The following is an 18,625-nucleotide window of genomic DNA, read 5'->3' on the forward strand; positions in this document are numbered from 1 at the left end:
GGTCAGGGTGTCAGGCGGGGTCCTCGGTCAGCGCGACCCAGCGGCTGTCGTCCGCGGCGGAGGCCTCGACCGCGGCCAGCACGCGCTGCACCGCCAGCCCCTCGGCGAACGACGGCGACGGGTCCCGGCCTGCCGCCACGTCCCCGACCAGGTCGACCACCTGGTGCGTGAACGCGTGCTCGTAGCCGAGGCCGTGCCCCGCGGGCCACCACTGCGCCACGTAGGCGTGCTGCGGCTCGGTGACGACGATCCGCCGGAAGCCCGCGTACGCCGGGTCCTCGGTGGCGTCGTAGTAGTGCAGGACGTTCATGTCCTCGAAGTCGAAGGCCACCGACCCGCGGTCGCCGTTGATCTCCAGGCGGATGGCGTTCTTGCGCCCCGCGGCGAAGCGGGTCGCCTCGAACACGCCGAGACCGCCCCCGGACAGCCGCGCGAGGAACACCGCGGCGTCGTCGACGGTGACCGGCCCCCGCTCGGTCCCGCCGGTGCCGTGCAGCCCGGCGAACTCCGCCGCGACCGGCCGCTCGTGCACGAACGTCTCCAGCACGGCGGACACCCCGGTGACGCGCTCGCCGGTGATGAACTGCGCGAGGTCCACGGCGTGCGAGCCGATGTCCCCGAGCGCCCCGGAGCCGGCGGCCTGCTTGTCGAGCCGCCACGACAGGGGTGCCTCCGGGTCGGCCAGCCAGTCCTGCAGGTACTGCACGCGCACGTGCCGGACGGTGCCGATCCGGCCCTCCGCGACGAGCGTCCGCGCGAGCTGCACCGCGGGCACCCGCCGGTAGGTGTAGCCGACCATCGACCGCACCCCCCGCGCCGACGCCGACGCCGCCGCGGCGACCATCGCCTCCGCCTCGGCGAGGGTGTTGGCCAGCGGCTTCTCGCACAGCACGTGCTTGCCCGCCTCCAGCGCCGCGACGGCGATCTCGGCGTGCGTGAAGCCCGGGGTGCAGACGTCCACCAGGTCCACGTCGTCGCGGGCGACGAGCTCCTGCCAGGAGCCCGCGGTGTCCCGCCAGCCGAGCCGCTCGGCCGCCGCCTTCACGGCCGCGGCGTCCCGCCCCGCGACCACCTGCATCACGGGGGTCAGGGGCAGGTCGAAGAACCGGGGCGCGGTCCGCCACGCCTGCGAGTGCGCGGCGCCCATGAACGCGTACCCCACCATGCCGACGCGCAGCGGCGCCGCCGTCGTCTCGTCCATCGCGAGACCCTCCTCGGGTGGGCGCGGCGGGGCCGGCCGGTCAGCACCGGCCCCGCCGCGGCCCGGGTCAGGACTCGAAGGCCGAGTCGATGTACTGGTCGACGTTGTCCGCCGTGACGACGGGCGCGTACAGCTGGATGGTGCGCGGCACGCCGGAGGACGCGAGGTCGCTCATCGACTTGTCGTGCGCGACCAGCCGCGCGAGCTTGATGCCGTCGGCGGCCTGCGTGGACGGGTAGATGACCGTCGCCTGCAGCACGGAGTCGCCGGACTGGATCTCCCGCATGACGTTCGCGGAGCCCGCTCCGCCGACCATGAAGAACTCGTCGCGGCCGGCGTTCTCGATGGCGGCCAGGACGCCGACGCCCTGGTCGTCGTCGTGGTTCCAGATGGCGTCGATCTGCGGCGCCGCCTGCAGCAGGTTCGCCGCCGCCTGCTCGCCGCCCTGGACGGTGAAGTCCGCGGCGACCCGGTTGCTGACCGACAGGCCGCAGCCGTCGAGCGCGTCCGCGAATCCCTGGCTGCGGTCCTGGGTGAGCGGCAGGGAGTCGATGCCGGCGATCTCCGCGACCACGGCGTCCGGGTTGTCCCCGAGCTGCTCGCAGATGTAGGTGCCGGCCGAGACGCCCATGCCGTAGTTGTCGCCGAGGATCGTGGCCCGGGACGCGAACGGGCTGGAGAACTCGCGGTCCACGTTGATGACCGGGATGCCGGCGTCCATCGCCTTCGTGGCGACGTCGGTCAGCGCGGCGCCGTCGAACGGCAGCAGCACGATCGCGTCGACGCCGTCGTTGATGAACCCCTCGATCTGGCTGATCTGCAGGTTGACGTCGTTGGTGCCCTCCGCGACGCGGAGCTCGACGTCCTCGTAGTTCTCGGCCTCCTTCTGCGCGGCCGACGTGATCGCGCCCATCCAGCCGTGGTCGGCGGCCGGGGCGGAGAACCCGATGACGACCGTGTCGCCGGGCTCGTCGTTGTCGGAGACGGCGACCGGGGCGGCGTCCGAGCCGCCGTCGTCCTCCTCGGTCGGGGTGTTGGAGGTGCACGCGGCGAGCAGGCCGACGGTGAGCAGCGCGGCGGGCACCAGCAGGCGGCGGCGCGCGGTCGGGCGAGCGGACATGAGATCTCCTTCGAACGATGTCCAGCGGGCAGGGTGGGGTGGGGCCTAGGTGGTGCGGGGGGGGCGCGTGGAGAAGCGCTGCTGCAGCAGGACGGCGGCGACGATGATCGCCCCCTTGACCATGTTCTGGACCGACGAGTCCAGGTTGTTCTGGATGAACACGTTGGTGAGCGTCTGGAAGATGAGGACGCCGAGGACGGTGCCGACGATCGTGCCGCGGCCGCCGGTGAGCAGCGTGCCGCCGACGACCACCGCGGCGATCGCGTCGAGCTCGTAGAGCTGGCCGTTCGTGGACGACCCCGCGCCGGTGCGGGCGAGCATCATGACGGCGGCGATGCCCGCGGCCAGGCCGGACAGCCCGTAGAGCAGCATGGTGTGCCGCTTGACCCGGATGCCCGCCAGCCGGGCCGCCTCCGGGTTGCCGCCGACCGCGACGGTGCGGCGGCCGAACGTCGTGCGGTTGAGCAGGAACCAGCCGACCACCGCGACGACCGCGAAGATCCACACGATCTTCGGCACGCCGAGCAGGTTCCCCTTGAACGTGTCGGAGAACGACTGCACCGTGACGAGCTGGGTGCGCCGCTGCGCGATGAGCTCGGCGAGCCCCCGGGCCGCGACCAGCATGGCCAGCGTCGCGATGAACGCGACGACGCGCCCGTACGCGACCAGCACGCCGTTGACCAGCCCCGCGCCGGCGCCCACGGCGAGCGCGCAGCCCACCATGACGATCCAGCCGTACTGGTCGGCCATCTGCTGCGTCGCCAGCGTGGTCGCCCACACCGAGGCCAGGCCCAGGACCGAGCCCACGGACAGGTCGATGCCGCCGGCCGTGATGACGAACGTCATCCCGATGCTCACCACCCCGAGGACCGAGGCGGCGCTGAGGATGACGACCATGTTGTCCAGGCTGGCGAACCGGCTGCCGGCCGTGATGTACCCGACCAGGCAGATCGCCGCGAGGGCGACCACGAGGCCGAGGGTGCGGGCGGCGCCGCCCGAGGCGGCGCCCCGGCGCGTGCGCGCCGGCTCGCGGGCCACGCGCTCGACCCGGGCGGACTCGTCCGCGTCGGGCGCCGGGGCCGGCGAGGACAGCTGGTGCTCGCTCACGCGGCACTCCCTTCCATGACGAGGTCGAGCACGGCGTGCTCGTCGATGGCGGCGGCCGGGCCCTCGTGGACGACCCGGCCCTCGGAGATCACGAGCACCCGGTCGGCCAGGCCGAGCACCTCCGGGATCTCGCTGGACACGACCACGACGGCCGCGCCCTCGTCGGCGAGCCGGCGGACCAGGCCGTAGATCTCGGCGCGCGCGCCGACGTCCACGCCCCGGGTCGGCTCGTCCAGCAGCAGCACCCGGCAGCCGTGCACCAGCCAGCGGGCGAGCATCGCCTTCTGCTGGTTGCCGCCGGACAGCGTGCGCATCGCCCGGTCCACGCCCGCGGGCCGCAGGTCGAGCGCCTCGGCCTGCGCCTGCGCGGCGTCACGCTCGGCGCGCTCGTCGAGCAGGCCGCCCCGCGCGAACCGGCCGAAGGTCGACAGGGTGACGTTGCGGTACACCGGCTCCTCGAGCAGCAGGCCCTGGGCCTTGCGCTCCTCCGGGGCGAGGCCGATCCCGGCGTCCACCGCTGCCGGCACGTCCCCGGGGCGCAGCCGCCGGCCCTCGACCCGGACGGTGCCGCCCGTCGCCCGGCGCGCGCCGTAGACGGTCTCGAGGATCTCGGAGCGCCCGGACCCGACCAGCCCGGCGAGCCCGAGGATCTCCCCCGCGCGCACCTGGAACGACACGCCGGCGAAGGCGCCCCGCAGGGCCAGGCCGTCGACGTCCAGCACTACCGCCGCGTCGTCGGGCACCCCCGGTGCCGGCGGGAACGCGTACTCCACCGAGCGGCCCGTCATCAGCCGGATGAGCTCCGCGGTCGGGGTGCTGCGGGCGGGCAGGTCGCGGGCGACCGTGCGGCCGTCCTTGAGCACGGTGATCCGGTCGCCGATCGCGCGGATCTCCTCCATGCGGTGCGAGATGTACACGATGGCGACGCCGGACGAGGTGAGCTCGTGCACCACCCGGAACAGGTTCTGCACCTCGTCGGAGTCCAGCACCGCGGAGGGCTCGTCCATGACGATGACGCGGGCGTCGTGCGACAGCGCCCGGGCCATCGAGACGATCTGCTGCGCCGCCGCGGGCAGGCCGCCGACCTCGCGGCCGGGGGCGATCTCGGGGTGCCCGAGGCGGGCGAGGATCTCGCGGGTGCGCCGGTGCGCCTCCCGGCGGCGGGACACCCCGCCGGTGGACAGCTCGTGCCCGAGGAACACGTTCTCCGCGACGGTCAGACCCGGGACGACGTCGAGCTCCTGGTACATGGTCGCGACGCCGAGCCGCAGCGCGGCGACCGGGTGCGGGATGGTCACGGGCGCCCCGTCGACCAGCACCTCGCCCTCGGTGGGCTGGTGCGCGCCGGCCAGGACCTTGATGAGCGTCGACTTGCCGGCGCCGTTCTGCCCGAGCAGGCAGTGCACCTCGCCGGGGAGGACGTCGAGGTCGACGCCGTCCAGCGCCCGTGCGCCGGGGAACTGCTTGACGATGCCGCGCATCTGGAGCAGCGGCCGGGGGTCCTCGTTGACCATGCGGCCGAACGTAGACCGGACTTTCGTCGGGCGTCAATCATAAGTGTCACGTCATCCGTCAGAGTTATCGAACCGTGACCGACACAAGTCCGGGTACTTCGTGGTTCACTAAGCGCCATGCAGGACGTGGTGAGGCTCCCCCAGCGGCACGCGGGCGCCGGCGAGCTGTTCCAGCTGCTCCGCGACGGCGTCCCCCGCACGCGCGCCGACCTGGCCGCGAGCACCGGCCAGGCCCGGTCCACGATCACCACGCGCGTCGACCAGCTGCTCGCCGCCGGCCTGATCGCCCCCGCCGGTGAGGCGTCCTCGACCGGCGGCCGGCCGCCCACCACGTTCGCCTTCCGGCCGGACGCGCGCCTCGTGCTCGCCGTCGACCTCGGCGCCACGCACGCCCGGCTCGCCGTGACCGACCTGGCCTCCACCGTGCTCGCCGAGGCCGAGGCGCCGCTCGCCATCGCCGCCGGGCCGGAGGTCGTCCTGGACTGGGTCGTGGAGCACGGGCGCGAGCTGCTCGCGTCCACCGGGCGGCCCCTGCGCGACCTCGCCTCGGTCGGCGTCGGCCTGCCCGGCCCCGTCGAGCACTCCACCGGCCGCCCGATCAACCCGCCGATCATGCCCGCCTGGGACGACGTGGACGTGCGCGGCCTCCTCGCCGCCCGGCTCGGCGCCGAGGTGCTGGTCGACAACGACGTGAACCTCATGGCGCTCGGCGAGCATCGCACCGCCTGGCCCGACGTCGACGACATGCTGTTCGTCAAGGTCGCCACCGGCATCGGCTCCGGGATCATCTCCGACGGCCGCCTGCGCCGCGGGGCCCAGGGCGCCGCCGGGGACATCGGGCACATCGCCGTCCCGGGCGCCGCCGACGTGCCGTGCCGCTGCGGCAACCTCGGCTGCCTCGAGGCCGTCGCCAGCGGCCGCGCGCTCGCCGAGACGCTCACCGCGACCGGGCTGCCCGCCGCGAACGGCGCGGACGTCGTCGCCCTGGTCCGCTCCGGCGACCTCGCCGCGGGCCGCGCCGTGCGGCAGGCCGGGCGGGAGATCGGCTCGGTGCTCGCCGCGTGCGTCAGCCTGCTCAACCCGTCGCTCGTCGTCATCGGCGGGGTCGTGGCCGAGGCGGGCGAGCACCTCATCGCCGGCATCCGCGAGGTCGTCTACCAGCGGTCGCTGCCGCTGGCGACGCAGCACCTGCGCATCGTCACGTCGCAGGCGCGGTCGCAGGTCGGCATCCTCGGGGCGTCCGCGATGGCGGTGGACCACGTGCTCTCGCCGGGGGCGATCGACGCGCTGCTCGAGGCGCAGATCGCCTGAGGGTGCCGGCCGGGCGGGGTCAGCTCGTCGGGTTCAGCTCGGGCGCGTCCGGCGGCGCCGTGACGAGGCGGACGACCCCCGGACCCGCGAGGGCGACCTGCCCGCGCAGGCGGCTGCCGACGAGCTCCCCGGCCGGCAGCTCCGCGCGGCGCGCCCGCACGACCAGCGACCGGTCCGCCCCGACCTGCCCCGACACCAGGTCCGGGTACCCCTCGACCGGGCCCGCCTCCGCCACGTCGAGCACGAGCTCGACGAGGACCTCGTCGACGTCGCGCTGCCCCTCGACGACCGCGACGACCGCGGTCCGGTTCTCCACCACGGCGACCATGTCAGTCCGCCTTCCCCGCGAGGTACCGCACCAGGGCCCGAGCGATCGGCTGGCCCGTGTGCGACTCGTAGTAGCTGAACCCGGGCATCGGGTTCACCTCGAAGCACACCCAACCACCCCCGGTCGTGCGGCGGAGGTCGACCCCGGCCAGCGGCAGGTCCAGCGACGCGGCCAGCGCCACGCACCGGGCGGCGACGTCGTCCGGAACCTCCGTCGCGGTGAGGCGGGCGTCGAGACCCTCTCGGCCGGCGTACCGGTAGTCGACCGCGTCGCTCGCCACCTCCGTGGCGAAGGTCTCGGCGCCCACCACGTGCACCCGCACGTCCGTCCCCGGCACCAGCGCCTGGAACTGCGTCGGCAGCGCCCGGACCCGGTCGAGCCGGCGCAGGTCCGGCCCCTCCAGCGACCGGACGACGGACCGGATGCCGGAGACCGACTTGTAGACGACCTCCCCGTGCTCGGCGACGAACGCCCGGACCTCCGCGGGGTCGTCGGTGACGAGCGTCTCGGGGACCGCGAGGCCCGCCGCCGCGATCCGCTGCGCCTGGTACGGCTTCGAGGAGTTCGAGTGCATGGCCGACACCCGCGACGCGACCCGGGCCGCCGTCCCCTCGGCCCAGCCGCACACCAGGTCGACCAGCGCCCGCCCCCGCTCGGCGTCCCGGGGGTCGGTGCCGGCGGCGGGCGACAGCGGACGGGCGTACAGGCCGGTGACGTCGTCCAGCGGCGTCCGCGCGCCGCCGACCTCGACGAACGCCCCCGGGCCGAGCCGGACGTCGGGCAGCGGCTTCGCGAGCTGGTCGAGCAGGACGTGCGCGACGCCGAGCTCGAGCGCCGCGTCGACCACGAGGCGCACCGCCGGGTCGTCGCCGTGGCCGAGGACGAGGATCACGGCGCCGCTCCCGCCAGGACCGCCGCCGCGGCGCGCACCTCCGCGGCGTCCGCGAGCACCGCGTCCGGGTCGGCCCCGACGACCCCGCCGCGCGCGTCGAGCAGGACGGTGAGCACCCGGCACCCGGCCGCGGCCGCCAGGCGGCGCGCGCCCGCCGCCTGATCCGGGTCGCGGGCGCCCAGCACCGCGGGCCCGGCCACCAGCAGCCGGTCCGCCGGCGGGCCGGTGTCGGTCAGCGGCCGGCGGGCGTCCCACGGGTGCCCGCGCCAGCCGTCCACCAGCCGGGCCGACGTCGCCACCACCGGGTCGGGCGCGTCCAGGCCCACGGACCGGGCGACGGCCCGCCACCGCCACGCCGACCACGCCGGGCCGGCCGCCCCGTCGCCGTCCGGCGCGTTCACGGCGCGGCCGTCCAGGCCCGCCAGCCAGCTGACGACGAGCGCGTGCAGCTCCGCGGCGGCGTAGTCCCGGTCCCGGCGGGACGCCCCGCGCAACGCCGCGGGGGTGCCGGGCTCCGTGCGGCACCAGACCAGGTCGAGGTCCTCGTCGGCGAGGGTCACCGGGCCGCGCGGACCGGGCACCGTCAGCCGGGTGCGCGCCCGGCCGTCCGGGGCCACCCGGTGCGACCAGCGGGCGCGGGCGAGCAGCGGCGCGGGCAGCCACCGGACGTCCGACCCCGCGCGGGCGGCGACGCGCGCTGCCGCCCGCGCGCCGGCGTCCGCCGCGTCGGCCACGACGAGGACGCGCACTACTGCGCCCGGGTGTCGAACTCGCGCTTGGCGGTCGCGTCGCCCGCGGCCATCCGCTCGACCAGGGCCGCGTCGTCGGGCTCGCCCCCGGGGGCGCCGTGCAGCTCGGGCCGCAGGTCCTCCGGGATGAACGGCTCGGCGCCCGCCTCCTCGGCCCCGCCCTCCGCCTCGGCGGCGCCGTAGACGGCCTCCTCGAGAGCGGCGAGGCGCGCCTCGACGTCGCCGCCGCCCGGGCCCTGCGGGGCGCCGAGACCGGGCCGCTCGAAGGGCCGCTCGAACGGGCGCTCGAACGGGCGCTCCGCCGCGACGTCCTTGAGGTACTCGTACCGGTCCTTGACGTCCTTGAGCTCCTTCGCCCGCTCCTTCACGAGCTCCTTGGCCCGCTCCTTGCGGAGCTCCTTGCTCAGCTCCTTCTTGAGCTCCTTCCGCAGCTCCTTCGCGGTCTCCTTCTTGATCTCCTTGCGGGTGTCCTTCACGTCCTTGAGGACCGTCTTGCAGGTGACGCGGACCGTCGCCGTCATCGACGCGCCGGACGCCGAGACCGAGGACAGCGCGACGCAGGTGTCGGCGTTCGCGTACGACTTCGTGCTCGGCGTCGTGCTGCCGTCCACCGACGTCTTCCCGGCCGACCCCGGGAACGGGTCGCCGGCGTCGCCGCGGTTGTGGTCGAGCTCGAGGTCGCGGTTCCCGTCCGCCTGGAGCAGAGCCACCTTGTAGTGGTTCTCGTCGGTGTTGCCCGCCTGGTTCTCGTCGATGTGCCAGAGCAGCAGGCCGTTGCCCGGCAGCGCCGCGTCGTACCCGGTCTGCTGCCGGTTCTCCAGCAGGAAGTACTCCGGCCCGGACGTGCCGTCCTTCCACAGCCGGAAGACGCCGTGCCCGGTCTCGACCTGCGGCACCGTCAGCGTCCCGTTCGCGCTCACGACCGTCGTCGTCACCCAGCCCTGGTTGACCTTGCACCACGCGCTCGGGTGCGCGGGCTGCTCGCCGCCGCCGTTCCAGGTGCCGCCGGCCATCAGGCACCAGTTGCCGATGCCCTCGGACGAGTAGTCCGTGTCGTAGAGGTCCGGCAGGCCGAACAGCAGGTGCCCGAGCTCGTGCGCGGACACGCCGATCTTCGCGTCCTCCGGGATGGTCAGGTAGCCGTAGATCTTCGTCGAGTCGGCGGTGTACGCGCTGCTCAGGGTCGACTTGTGCGACCAGATGTCGCCGAGCGCGCCCGTGACCTCGGCGCCGGGGCCGGCGTGCACCACGATGAACGCGTCGACGAACCCGTTGCCGTCGTTGTCGTAGGGCGAGAAGTCCACGGCCGCGTTCGCGGAGACCGCCGCGTCCCGCGCGAGCTGCGGCGACCGGAACGCCGTGCCGTTGAGCCCGATCCCCGAGCCGTTGTTCGCGTACCACCCGAGTGTCTGCGGCATCCGGTACGGACCGACGACGACGCCGTCCAGCGTGATCAGCCCGTTGCTGACCTCGGTGTAGTACTCCTTGACGCTGCCGTGCGGCAGCACGCCGGTGGAGAAGAACAGCTTCTCGAGGTCCGCGGTGGACTTCGTCATGTGCTTGTCCGAGAAGTCCACGAGCACGACGGCCACGCGGACCCGGCCGCGCAGCGGCGCCCGGTCCAGGGCCGCGCGCGCGATCAGCTGCACGGGCGTGCCCACCGGGAACTCCTCCGGCGGCACGATCACGCCGTCGTTGAACCCCAGGCGGCGCGGCTCGCGCGGCAGCCGCAGGTGCGGGCCGTCGCCGAGCCCGCCCTGCACCTCGGCGAGCCGCTCGTTCCACTGGTCGAGGAGCTCCGGGCTGGCCTGGACCGCGCACGTCTGCGTGCGCTGGTCCGCCGTCCACGCGGCACGGATTCCACTGCTCATGGGCTCGTCCCTTCGTCGCCCGGCCGCCGGAGGGCGGCGCGGGTCCCCCGGGGGCCGGTGCGGACGCCGGCCGGGCAGCCGGGCGCCGGTGCGGGCGCGGGCCACCGGACGCAGGTCGGCGGTGGCGCGACACCAGGGGCGGCCCGGTGCCCCCGTCCCGCCGCCCTCGTCGAACGCTCACCGACGAGCGTCCTCCCGTGCGGCCCCGGGCGTCGCCACCTCCTGCGGGTAGTCGGCCCGCGGGAGGGGGATCAGCCCCGCGCCGGCGCGCCGACCGCGTCGAGGAGCCGGCGCCGGAGGTCGTTCGAGCGCGCGGCGTAGCCCCGCTGCCGCCGCACGTACTCCGCCTTGCCCTCGGGGGTCTCGATCGCGACGGGCTCGAGCCCGTACGCGGCGACGTCGTAGGGCGACGCCTGCATGTCCGTGTACCGGATCTCCCGGGCGAGCTCGAAGGAGTCGAGCAGGAGGTCCCCCGGCACGAGGGGGCCGAGCTTCAGCGCCCACTTGTAGCAGTCCATCGCCGCGTGCAGGCAGCCCGGCTGCTCCATGGCGACCTGCGTCTCCCGGGTCGGCTGCAGCGCGTTGCGGGGCGCCGCCTCGGGGGTGAAGAACCGGAACGCGTCGATGTGCGTGCACCGGATCCGGTGCCCCTCGACGACCGCGTCGGTGCCGTCCTCCCCGAGCCGCAGCGGCAGGGCGTGCCGGTGCTCGCCCGCGCGCTGCCGGTAGACCATCGCCCACTCGTGCAGACCGAAGCAGCCCGTCGCGGCGGGGCGGGCGGCGGTCGCGGCCAGGAGGGTCCGCACGTACCGGACGGTGTCGCCGCGGTCGGCGAGGAACGCGGGCACGTCGAGCGCGACCGTCCCGTCGGCCGCGGTGCGGTACCAGCGCCACGCGGCCTGCGGGGCGGGGCCGTCGTCGCCGGGCGCGAGGGCCGTTCCGGCGCCGGGGTGCCAGCGGCGCAGCTGCGCGGGCGTGGCCGGGTAGTACTCGAAGAGGAAGTCCTCGACCGCGTGCCGCTCGCCGCGGGCGCGCCGCTCCCGGTGCCCCGCGGTGAGGGCGTCCGCGCGCTCGGCGTGGGCGGCGGCCCGGGCGCGCCAGGCCGGAGCGCCGAGCGGGGCCGGGGCCTCGGGAGCCTCGGGAGCGGTCGCGGTCATGCCGTCCAGGGTAGGTTCCGCGCGCGCCGCAGCCGTCCCGCGGCCGCGGCGCGGCCCGGCCCCGGCACGGTCAGCACCGCGAGGCCCGCGACGACCAGCGCGGCGCCCGCCCAGCCCGCGGCGGGCAGCCGCTCCCCCACGACCAGCACCGCGAGCACCGCCGCCACCGCGGGCTCCAGCAGGGTCAGCGTGGTCGCCGTGCTCGCCGCGACCCGGGCGAGCCCCCAGCCGAACAGCACGTACCCGGCGAACATCGGCACCAGTGCCATGTACGTCCCGACGGCGGCGTTCCCCCACGACGCGAGCAGCGGCGCGCCGGTCGCGGCGAGCACCGGCAGCAGCAGCACCCCGCCCGCGCCGAACACGGCGCCCATCGCCGCCCGGGACGGCACGCCGCCGGCCATGAGCCGCGCGGCGACCCAGGAGTAGAGCGCGTAGGTCGCGCCGGCGACGAGGCCGAGCGCCACGCCCACCGCACCGGCGCCCGTCCCCCCAGCCCCGCCGGCCGCCTGCGCCCCGCAGAGCAGCGCCACGCCCGCCAGGCCGACGGTCGCGGCCGCCAGCCAGCGCCGGGACAGCCGGCGGCCGTCCACCGCGCGTTCCACCAGGGCCGCCGCCAGCGGCGCCGAACCGAGCGACACGACGGTGCCGACCGCCACGCCCGCGAGGTGCATCGAGGAGTAGAACGCCAGCGGGTAGACCGCGACCGCGACCGCCCCCAGCAGCACGAGCCCGCACCGCCGGCCGAGCGCCGCGCGGTGGTCCCGCAGCAGCCGGTGCGCCGTCGCCGCCTGCAGCAGACCCCCGAGGCCCATCGCCGCGGCGCCGATCGCGAGCGGCCCGACGTCCGGGGCGAACGTCGCGGCCGTGCCGGTGGTGCCCCACAGCACCGCCGCGGCGAGCACCGCGAGCGTCCGCGCCGTCACGCGGCGCCCAGCAGCCCGGCGGCGAGGGCGCGCGCCCGGTGCAGCAGCCGGTCGTCGCCCTCGAGCCCGGCGCGGGCCATCGAGCCCTCCAGCAGGAACGCGAGGTGCCGGGCGAGGTCCGCGACGCGGTCCGGCTGGTCGGGCCACAGGTCGCGCAGGTGCCCGGCGACGATCCCCTCGACCTCCTCCTTGTGCGCCCGCACGACCGCACGCCCCGGGTCGCCCGCGGGCAGCTCGGCGGCGGCGTTGAGCAGGCCGCAGCCGCGGAAGCCGCGCACGTAGCCGGCGCGCGCGTGGTCGGCGTAGGCGTCGAACACGGCGAGCACCCGGTCCCGGGGGTCGGCGTCCGGGCCGGTCGCCGCGAGGCGGGCGCGGTAGAGGTCGAGCCACTCCGCGTGCCGCGCCGCCAGGTAGGCGGCGACCAGGTCGGCCTTCGAGGCGAAGTTGTTGTACAGGCTCATCTTCGCGACGCCCGCGTCCGCGGTCAGGGTGTCGATCCCCGTCGCGGCGATGCCGTCCGCGTAGAACCGCTCCGCGGCGACGGCCAGCAGCCGCTCCCGCGCCGGTCGCCGGCGCGCTCCGCCGTCCGCCATGGCGTCTCCCTGGGTGCTCGACGAGTTGCTCAACTGGGTAGACCTGTCTACCCAGCCAGATCATTGCACGGCGTCGGCGTACGTGTCCACCACCGACACGTCGAGGGCGAAGTCCACCGGCGTGTCCCCGAACAGCAGCCGCCCCGCCTCGACCGCCGACTCCCGCACCGCCTGGGCGACCTCGTCCGCGACCTCCACCGGCGCGTGCACCATGAGCTCGTCGTGCAGGAAGAACACGAGGTGCGGCCGCCCCGGCATCGCGAGCAGCCGCCGGCGCAGCACCGCCATCCAGCACAGCGCCCACTCCGCGGCGGTGCCCTGCACGACGAAGTTCCGGGTGAACCGGCCCCAGTCCCGCGCCCGGCGGCGGGCGTCCCGGGCGTCCTCGGGCGCCGCGCCCTCCGCCGACGCCGCCTGCCGCGCCGCCAGCCACGCGGCGCCCGGCCGGGGCGAGGACCGGCCCAGCCACGTCGTCACCTGCTCGCCGCGCTCCCCCGCCCGGGCGGCCTCCTCCACCAGCGCCACCGCCCGCGGGTAGGCCCGGGCGAGCTGCGGCATGAGCACCGCGCTCGCGCCGGTCGTCGCCCCGTAGATCGCGCCGAGCATCGCGTACTTCGCCTGCTTGCGGTCCTCGACGATGCCGGCGGCGACGACGCCCGCGTACAGGTCGGCGTGCCGGCCCGCCGCGGCCATCGCCCCGTCCGCCGACATCGCGGCGAGCACGCGGGGCTCGAGCTGGGCGGCGTCGGCCACGACCAGCAGCCACCCGGGGTCGGAGCGCACCGCGGCACGGATGCCGGTCGGCAGCTGCAGCGCGCCGCCGCCGCTGCTCGCCCACCGGCCGGTGACCACACCGCCGGGCACGTAGTCCGGCCGGAACCGGCCGTCGCGCACCCAGCGGTCCATCCACGCCCAGCCGTTCGCGGACAGCAGCCGGGCGAGCTTCTTGTACTCCAGCAGCGGCTCGCGGACCGGGTGGTCGAGCGCCCGGATCTCCCACGTGCGCGTGGACGACACGTCCAGCCCGGCCGCCCGCAGGGCGCGCAGCAGCTCCGGCTGCGAGTCGGGGTTGAGCCCCGGCCGGTCGAGCGCCGCGGCCACCTGCTCCGCCAGCCCGGCGAGGCGCTCCGGCCGGGCGCCGTCGTGCGGACGCGGGCCCAGCAGCTCGGTGAGCAGGGCGTCGTGCACGTCGCTGCGCCACGGCAGCCCGTCGTGCCGCATCTCCGCGGCCACCAGCGCCCCGACCGACTCCGCCGCGAGGAGCAGCCGCAGGCGGCCGTCGTCGCCCGCCTCCTCCAGGGCCGCGAGCTGGCGGCGCAGCTCGGCCGGCACGTCGGGCGCGGCGTCCGGGACCGCCGCGGCCAGGTCGTCGAACAGGGTGGCGTCGTCCGGCTCGTGCGGCCCCGCGGCGGGCGCCGCCCGGTCCCACGGACCCTCGGGGGCCCGCGCCACGGCCGTACCCGCGCACCGGGTGCTGCGCCGCAGGATCACGTGGCTGAGCCGCAGGTCGTGCGCCCGCTCGACGCGCACGCCGGCGGCCAGCAGGTCGGGGTACCAGTGCTCCGTGTCGTCCCACACCCAGCGCGGCCGGTCCGCCTCGCGCGCCGCCACCGCCGCGGGCAGGTCCTCCCCCGCGACGCGCTCCGGCGGCCCCACCTGGCCCGCCAGTGCGGCGTCGACGTCCCGCACCTCGCGCAGCACCGCACCGCCCGGACGGTCCGGGTCGACGGCGACGAGGACGAACGGCACGCCCTCATTGTGGCGCCCGGGCCCGACACCCCGGCGCGGCACGTCCTACGCTGGGCCGATGACCGAGCAGGCGAACGGCCCCGCGGGCCTCCCGGAGCAGGAGACGATCCTGCTCGCGGCCTTCGAAGGCTGGAACGACGCCGGGTCCGCCGCCAGCCAGGCCCTGGAGCACCTGCACGAGGCCTGGCACGCCGAGCAGGTCGACGAGCTGGACCCGGAGGAGTACCACGACTTCCAGGTGAACCGGCCGGTGATCGGCGCCGGGGCGGACGGCCGCCGGGAGATCACCTGGCCGACCACCGCCGTGGCCGTCGCGACCACCCCGCAGGCCCGCCGGCAGGTCGTCCTCGTGCACGGCATCGAGCCCTCCATGCGCTGGCGGCGGTACTGCGGCGAGCTCCTCGACATCGCCGAGGGCCTGCGCGCCACCACCGTCGTCACGCTCGGCGCGCTGCTCGCGGACGTCCCGCACACCCGGCCGATCCCGGTGACCGCCACCAGCGAGGACCCGGCCGTCCGCGAGGCCCTCGACGTCGAGAGCAACTCGTACGAGGGCCCGACCGGCATCGTCGGGGTCCTGCAGCACGAGGCCGCCGCCCGCGGGATGCGCACCGTCTCCCTGTGGGCCGCCGTCCCGCACTACGTCGCGCACCCGCCGTCGCCCAAGGCGACCCTCGCGCTGCTGCACCGCATCGAGGCCCTCACCGGCGAGCCGATCCCGCTGGGCGACCTGCCGGAGGACGCGGCCGCCTGGCAGGACGGCGTCGACGAGCTCGCGAGCGAGGACTCGGAGATCGCCGAGTACGTCCGCCAGCTCGAGGAGGCGAAGGACACCGCCGAGCTCCCGGAGGCCAGCGGCGAGGCGATCGCCCAGGAGTTCGAGCGCTACCTGCGCCGGCGGGACAAGGGCATCGGGGGCTGACCCGGCGCCGTCGGCGGCGCGTCGGCCGCGGGGGCCCGTCCCCAGCCGGGCCGTTGGTCCCGCGTCGATGCGCGATCTCCACGGTGGCATGTCGGGACGACGCCCAAGGGAAGGGACCACCGTGCGCCTGCAGCTGACGATCCTCGCCACGACCCGGTTCGACGCGATGCGCCGGTTCTACCGCGGCCTCACCGGCTGGCCCGCGACGGCCGACGCCCCGAACTACCTCGAGCTGCGCCCCGAGCCGGGCGCCCCCGGCCTGGCGGTGTACGAGCTCGGGTCGTTCCTGCGGAACCTCGACGGGCCGACGCCGCCCGCCGCCGCGCACGGCACCCAGCGGACCACCGAGCTGTACCTCGGCGTCGACGACCTCCCCGCCGCGACCGCCCTCGCCCGCGACCTCGGCGGCACGCCGCTCGGCGGCCCCGAGCCGCGGGGCTGGGGCGACGTCGTGCAGTACGTCCTCGACCCGGACGGCAACGTGTGCGCCCTGGCGCGGCCGGCGGACGGCTGAGCCGCGCGGGTCCTGTGCGCGTCCTGTGCGCACGCCCGCGAACCTCCCCCGCGCGGTGCCGGCCCTGGCTACGGTCCGGGTCATGTCGCACCTCCTGGGTCCCGGCCGCGCCGCCGGCGCCGTCGCCGCCGCGCTGACCGCGGTCGCCCTGCTGCTGGCGGGGTGCACCGACCCGGGCCCGGGTGCCGCGGCCCCGCCGACTCTGGTCGAGGAGGTCGCCGCGATCCCGGGGGTCAGCGAGGCCACGCCGACCGCGGACGGGGGCCTCGACGTCCGCACCGACGTCGCCACGGCCCGGGAGTTCCGGGACGTCGGCCGGGCCGTCGCCGCGGCGCTGCCCGACCGCCCCCGCGCCGGGGCGCGGGTCTGGCAGCCGGAGCGCACCGGCCTGCCCGCGCTGGCCGCCGAGCTCGACGACCGGGACGACGCCGCCCTCGTGCTCCGGACGGTCGCGGACCTCGCGGCCCTCCCGGGGGTGACGGACGTGCAGGCGACGCCGGACTCCGCGAGCGGCACGGTCGCGACCGCGGACGACCTCCCCGGCCTGGCCGCGGCGACCACCGGGCTGCCGTTCACGAGCGTGGTGCTGGGCACCGTGGACCAGCGGATCACCACGATGGTCGGCCCCGGGGTCCTCGACGACGCGCTGGCCCGGGTCCTCGTGGGCGTCGCGGGCCGGCCGGGCGTCACCTCGCTGCTCCTCGACACCCGCGCCGCCACCGACGGCACGCCGGAGGCCTGGCTGCGCGTGCAGGTCCAGGGCGACGACACGGTCACCGGCCTCGCGCGCGAGCTGGGCGCGACGCCGTGGCCCGCGGAGCGGCCGCCGGTGCACGTGGTCGTCGCGTCGTCGTTCCGCGAGCAGGGCGGGATGCTCGGCGTGCCGGAGCCGGACGCCCCGGCCGCCGATCCCGCCACCGCGCAGCCCGGCGCCCCCGGCTGCGCCGCGCTCTAGGTGGCCGTCGCCGGGTTCGACGCCGCCCTGGGCAGCCGCTACCTGCTGCTGCGCGCCACCAACGCCACCCCGGACCCGTGCGTCGTCGAGGGGCGCCCCGAGGTCGGGTTCCTCCGGGCGTCCGGCACGCTCGTGCCCGACGTCGAGACCGGCACCCCCACCGGGACACCGGCCCCGGATGCCCTGGTGGTCGGCCCCGGCGGCACGGTGTCCGCGCAGCTCCGGTGGGGGGCGATGTCGACCTCGCAGGACCCGGACGTCACCGTCGCCCTGCTGGTCACGCCGGTCCCCGGTGCCGCGGCGGTGCGGCTGGACGCGCCCGAGGGCGGCATCGACGTGCTGGCCGGCGCCGCGGTGGAGGTCGGCGCCTGGCAGCGCGCCGTCGAGGGCTGGGGCGGCTAGAGCCGGACCCCGAGCAGCGCGTTCACGGCTCGGGCGATGACACCGGGCGCGCCCTGCTCGTCCTCGGCGCCCGCCAGCGCGGCCTCGGCCCAGGCGTCCACGGCCCGCAGCGCGCGCGGCGCGTCGAGGTCGTCGGCGACGGCCGCGCGGATCTCCGCCAGCGTCGCGTCCGCCGCCGGCCCGCCGTTCCCGGACACCGCCGAGCGCCACCGGTCCAGCCGGGCCCGGGCGGCGTCCAGCACCGCGTCGGTCCACTCCCAGTCGGACGCGTAGTGGTGGTCGAGGATCGCCAGGCGCACCGCCATGGCGTCCACCCCGTCGGCCCGCAGCTGCGAGACGAGCACCAGGTTGCCCAGGGACTTGCTCATCTTCTCGCCGTGCAGCCCCACCATGCCGGTGTGCACGTGCGTGCGGGCGCCCTCGCCGTCGTCGAGCAGCCGCGCGTGCGACGTGCTCATCTCGTGGTGCGGGAACCGCAGGTCGGAGCCGCCGCCCTGCACGTCGAACGGCAGGCCGATGCCGTCGCGGGCGATCACCGCGCACTCGATGTGCCAGCCGGGGCGCCCGGGGCCGAGGTCGCCGCCGTCCCAGCAGGGCTCCCCCGGGCGGGCCGCGCGCCAGAGCAGCGGGTCGAGGGCGTCGCGCTTGCCCGGTCGCTCGGGGTCGCCGCCGCGCTCGCCGAACAGCTTGAGCATGTCGGGGCGCGAGAGGCGGGCGACCTCGCCGAACGCCGGGTCGGCGGACACCGCCGCGTACACGTCGCCGGCGCCCTGGCCGTGGGCGTCGGGCACCCCGACCACGTACGCGGAACCGTCCGCGACCATCGCCTCGACCGCCGCCACGACGGCCGGCACGGCCTCGACCGCGCCGGTGTACACGTCCGGCGGCACGACGCCGAGCGCCGTCATGTCCTCGAGGTACAGGGCGGTCTGGTCCGCGGCGAGCTCGCGCCAGTCGACGCCGGTGGCCTCCGCGCGCTCCAGCAGCGGGTCGTCCACGTCGGTGACGTTCGAGGCGTAGCGGACGCGCTTGCCCTCGTCGAGCCAGCCGCGCACCAGCAGGTCGAACGCCACGTAGGTCGCGGCGTGCCCCATGTGGGTCGCGTCGTAGGGCGTGATGCCGCAGACGTACACCGTGGCGTCCGGCCCCGGGCCGGCGACGACGAGGTCGCCCGTCGTCGTGTCCCGGACGCGCACGGGACCCCCCTGGCCGGGGAGCTGCGGGATCTGCGGGGCGGGCCAGGTGAGCACGGCCTAGAGCGTAATCGCCCCGCCGCGGCCCCGCCGACCGCGTCCGGCCCCGCGCGGGCCCGGC

The 18,625-nt window shown here is 76.4% G+C and carries 18 protein-coding genes; 5 read left to right on the forward strand and 13 right to left on the reverse strand.

The annotated features are described in order from the left end of the window. Positions 1 to 10: 10 nt before the first annotated feature. The 4 genes from HNR08_RS20235 to HNR08_RS20250 form a co-directional block, all read right to left on the reverse strand. Positions 11 to 1,201, reverse strand: a complete 1,191-nt coding sequence (locus HNR08_RS20235; RefSeq protein WP_246803073.1) for a Gfo/Idh/MocA family protein — start codon at positions 1,199 to 1,201, stop codon at positions 11 to 13. Between the two features lie 67 nt (positions 1,202 to 1,268). Then, the gene (locus HNR08_RS20240) at positions 1,269 to 2,321 is read right to left on the reverse strand and encodes a substrate-binding domain-containing protein (RefSeq protein WP_146838115.1); all 1,053 of its coding nucleotides are present in this window, start codon (positions 2,319 to 2,321) and stop codon (positions 1,269 to 1,271) included. A 45-nt stretch (positions 2,322 to 2,366) separates the two neighbouring features. Further along, positions 2,367 to 3,428: an ABC transporter permease gene (locus HNR08_RS20245; RefSeq protein WP_146838113.1), complete on the reverse strand. Its 1,062-nt coding sequence runs from the start codon at positions 3,426 to 3,428 to the stop codon at positions 2,367 to 2,369. Beyond that, positions 3,425 to 4,942 (reverse strand): sugar ABC transporter ATP-binding protein, encoded by a 1,518-nt coding sequence (locus tag HNR08_RS20250; RefSeq protein ID WP_146838111.1) that lies wholly within the window; start codon positions 4,940 to 4,942, stop codon positions 3,425 to 3,427. Before HNR08_RS20250 ends, HNR08_RS20245 begins: the two co-directional genes overlap by 4 nt. A 129-nt stretch (positions 4,943 to 5,071) precedes the next feature. On the opposite strand from HNR08_RS20250, the gene HNR08_RS20255 reads away from it, so the two are divergent. Then, the gene (locus HNR08_RS20255) at positions 5,072 to 6,253 is read left to right on the forward strand and encodes an ROK family transcriptional regulator (RefSeq protein WP_371862384.1); all 1,182 of its coding nucleotides are present in this window, start codon (positions 5,072 to 5,074) and stop codon (positions 6,251 to 6,253) included. A 19-nt stretch (positions 6,254 to 6,272) separates the two neighbouring features. Here the strand turns inward: HNR08_RS20255 and HNR08_RS20260 are convergent, their stop codons facing one another. The 8 genes from HNR08_RS20260 to HNR08_RS20290 all read right to left on the reverse strand — a co-directional run bounded on the left by HNR08_RS20260 (position 6,273) and on the right by HNR08_RS20290 (position 14,518). After that, positions 6,273 to 6,581, reverse strand: coding sequence for a hypothetical protein (locus tag HNR08_RS20260; RefSeq protein WP_146838108.1), 309 nt, complete (start codon positions 6,579 to 6,581; stop codon positions 6,273 to 6,275). A gap of 1 nt (position 6,582) precedes the next feature. Beyond that, on the reverse strand, positions 6,583 to 7,473 hold the full coding sequence (locus HNR08_RS20265; RefSeq protein WP_146838106.1) for an ATP-grasp domain-containing protein: 891 nt from the start codon (positions 7,471 to 7,473) through the stop codon (positions 6,583 to 6,585). Next, positions 7,470 to 8,222, reverse strand: a complete 753-nt coding sequence (locus tag HNR08_RS20270) for a hypothetical protein (protein WP_146838104.1) — start codon at positions 8,220 to 8,222, stop codon at positions 7,470 to 7,472. Before HNR08_RS20270 ends, HNR08_RS20265 begins: the two co-directional genes overlap by 4 nt. After that, positions 8,222 to 10,093 carry a M6 family metalloprotease domain-containing protein gene (locus tag HNR08_RS20275; RefSeq protein ID WP_146838103.1) on the reverse strand — a complete coding sequence of 624 codons (1,872 nt, stop codon included), beginning with the start codon at positions 10,091 to 10,093 and terminating at the stop codon, positions 8,222 to 8,224. The genes HNR08_RS20270 and HNR08_RS20275 overlap by 1 nt, the downstream gene beginning before the upstream one ends. Positions 10,094 to 10,344: 251 nt before the next feature. Further along, positions 10,345 to 11,250 carry a 3-methyladenine DNA glycosylase gene (locus HNR08_RS20280; RefSeq protein WP_146838101.1) on the reverse strand — a complete coding sequence of 302 codons (906 nt, stop codon included), beginning with the start codon at positions 11,248 to 11,250 and terminating at the stop codon, positions 10,345 to 10,347. Continuing rightward, positions 11,247 to 12,176, reverse strand: a complete 930-nt coding sequence (locus HNR08_RS21355; RefSeq protein WP_222596017.1) for a DMT family transporter — start codon at positions 12,174 to 12,176, stop codon at positions 11,247 to 11,249. Before HNR08_RS21355 ends, HNR08_RS20280 begins: the two co-directional genes overlap by 4 nt. Next, the gene (locus HNR08_RS21360; RefSeq protein WP_146838099.1) at positions 12,173 to 12,769 is read right to left on the reverse strand and encodes a TetR/AcrR family transcriptional regulator; all 597 of its coding nucleotides are present in this window, start codon (positions 12,767 to 12,769) and stop codon (positions 12,173 to 12,175) included. Before HNR08_RS21360 ends, HNR08_RS21355 begins: the two co-directional genes overlap by 4 nt. Before the next feature lie 60 nt (positions 12,770 to 12,829). Next, complete coding sequence (locus tag HNR08_RS20290) at positions 12,830 to 14,518, reverse strand: bifunctional 3'-5' exonuclease/DNA polymerase (protein WP_146838097.1); 1,689 nt, start codon at positions 14,516 to 14,518, stop codon at positions 12,830 to 12,832. A 58-nt stretch (positions 14,519 to 14,576) separates the two neighbouring features. Here HNR08_RS20290 and HNR08_RS20295 point away from each other — a divergent pair, with 58 nt between their 5' ends. From HNR08_RS20295 to HNR08_RS20310, 4 genes are all read left to right on the forward strand, one after another. After that, a complete protein-coding gene (locus HNR08_RS20295) occupies positions 14,577 to 15,440 on the forward strand; it encodes a PAC2 family protein (RefSeq protein ID WP_146838095.1) in 864 nt (287 codons plus the stop codon). A gap of 121 nt (positions 15,441 to 15,561) precedes the next feature. Beyond that, entirely contained in the window at positions 15,562 to 15,954 is a 393-nt protein-coding gene (locus HNR08_RS20300; protein ID WP_146838093.1) for a VOC family protein, read from the forward strand. An 82-nt stretch (positions 15,955 to 16,036) separates the two neighbouring features. Continuing rightward, positions 16,037 to 16,909 carry a hypothetical protein gene (locus HNR08_RS20305; protein WP_146838091.1) on the forward strand — a complete coding sequence of 291 codons (873 nt, stop codon included), beginning with the start codon at positions 16,037 to 16,039 and terminating at the stop codon, positions 16,907 to 16,909. Then, positions 16,910 to 17,311: a DUF4232 domain-containing protein gene (locus HNR08_RS20310; RefSeq protein WP_146838089.1), complete on the forward strand. Its 402-nt coding sequence runs from the start codon at positions 16,910 to 16,912 to the stop codon at positions 17,309 to 17,311. Here the strand turns inward: HNR08_RS20310 and mshC are convergent. Beyond that, complete coding sequence (gene mshC / locus HNR08_RS20315; protein ID WP_146838087.1) at positions 17,308 to 18,561, reverse strand: cysteine--1-D-myo-inosityl 2-amino-2-deoxy-alpha-D-glucopyranoside ligase; 1,254 nt, start codon at positions 18,559 to 18,561, stop codon at positions 17,308 to 17,310. The genes HNR08_RS20310 and mshC overlap by 4 nt on opposite strands. Positions 18,562 to 18,625 lie beyond the last annotated feature (64 nt).

Origin of the sequence: Cellulomonas hominis (assembly GCF_014201095.1) — a bacterium.
Classification (GTDB): domain Bacteria; phylum Actinomycetota; class Actinomycetes; order Actinomycetales; family Cellulomonadaceae; genus Cellulomonas; species Cellulomonas hominis.

Excerpts from the sequence above, each read along its gene's own strand:
- HNR08_RS20240 (WP_146838115.1), bottom strand. The coding sequence starts at position 2,321 with ATGTCCGCTCGCCCGACCGCGCGCCGCCGCCTGCTGGTGCCCGCCGCG.
- HNR08_RS20295 (WP_146838095.1), top strand. The coding sequence starts at position 14,577 with ATGACCGAGCAGGCGAACGGCCCCGCGGGCCTCCCGGAGCAGGAGACG.
- HNR08_RS21360 (WP_146838099.1), bottom strand. The coding sequence starts at position 12,769 with ATGGCGGACGGCGGAGCGCGCCGGCGACCGGCGCGGGAGCGGCTGCTG.
- HNR08_RS20235 (WP_246803073.1), bottom strand. The coding sequence starts at position 1,201 with ATGGACGAGACGACGGCGGCGCCGCTGCGCGTCGGCATGGTGGGGTAC.
- HNR08_RS20275 (WP_146838103.1), bottom strand. The coding sequence starts at position 10,093 with ATGAGCAGTGGAATCCGTGCCGCGTGGACGGCGGACCAGCGCACGCAG.
- HNR08_RS20305 (WP_146838091.1), top strand. The coding sequence starts at position 16,037 with ATGTCGCACCTCCTGGGTCCCGGCCGCGCCGCCGGCGCCGTCGCCGCC.
- HNR08_RS20250 (WP_146838111.1), bottom strand. The coding sequence starts at position 4,942 with ATGGTCAACGAGGACCCCCGGCCGCTGCTCCAGATGCGCGGCATCGTC.
- HNR08_RS20280 (WP_146838101.1), bottom strand. The coding sequence starts at position 11,250 with ATGACCGCGACCGCTCCCGAGGCTCCCGAGGCCCCGGCCCCGCTCGGC.
- HNR08_RS20260 (WP_146838108.1), bottom strand. The coding sequence starts at position 6,581 with ATGGTCGCCGTGGTGGAGAACCGGACCGCGGTCGTCGCGGTCGTCGAG.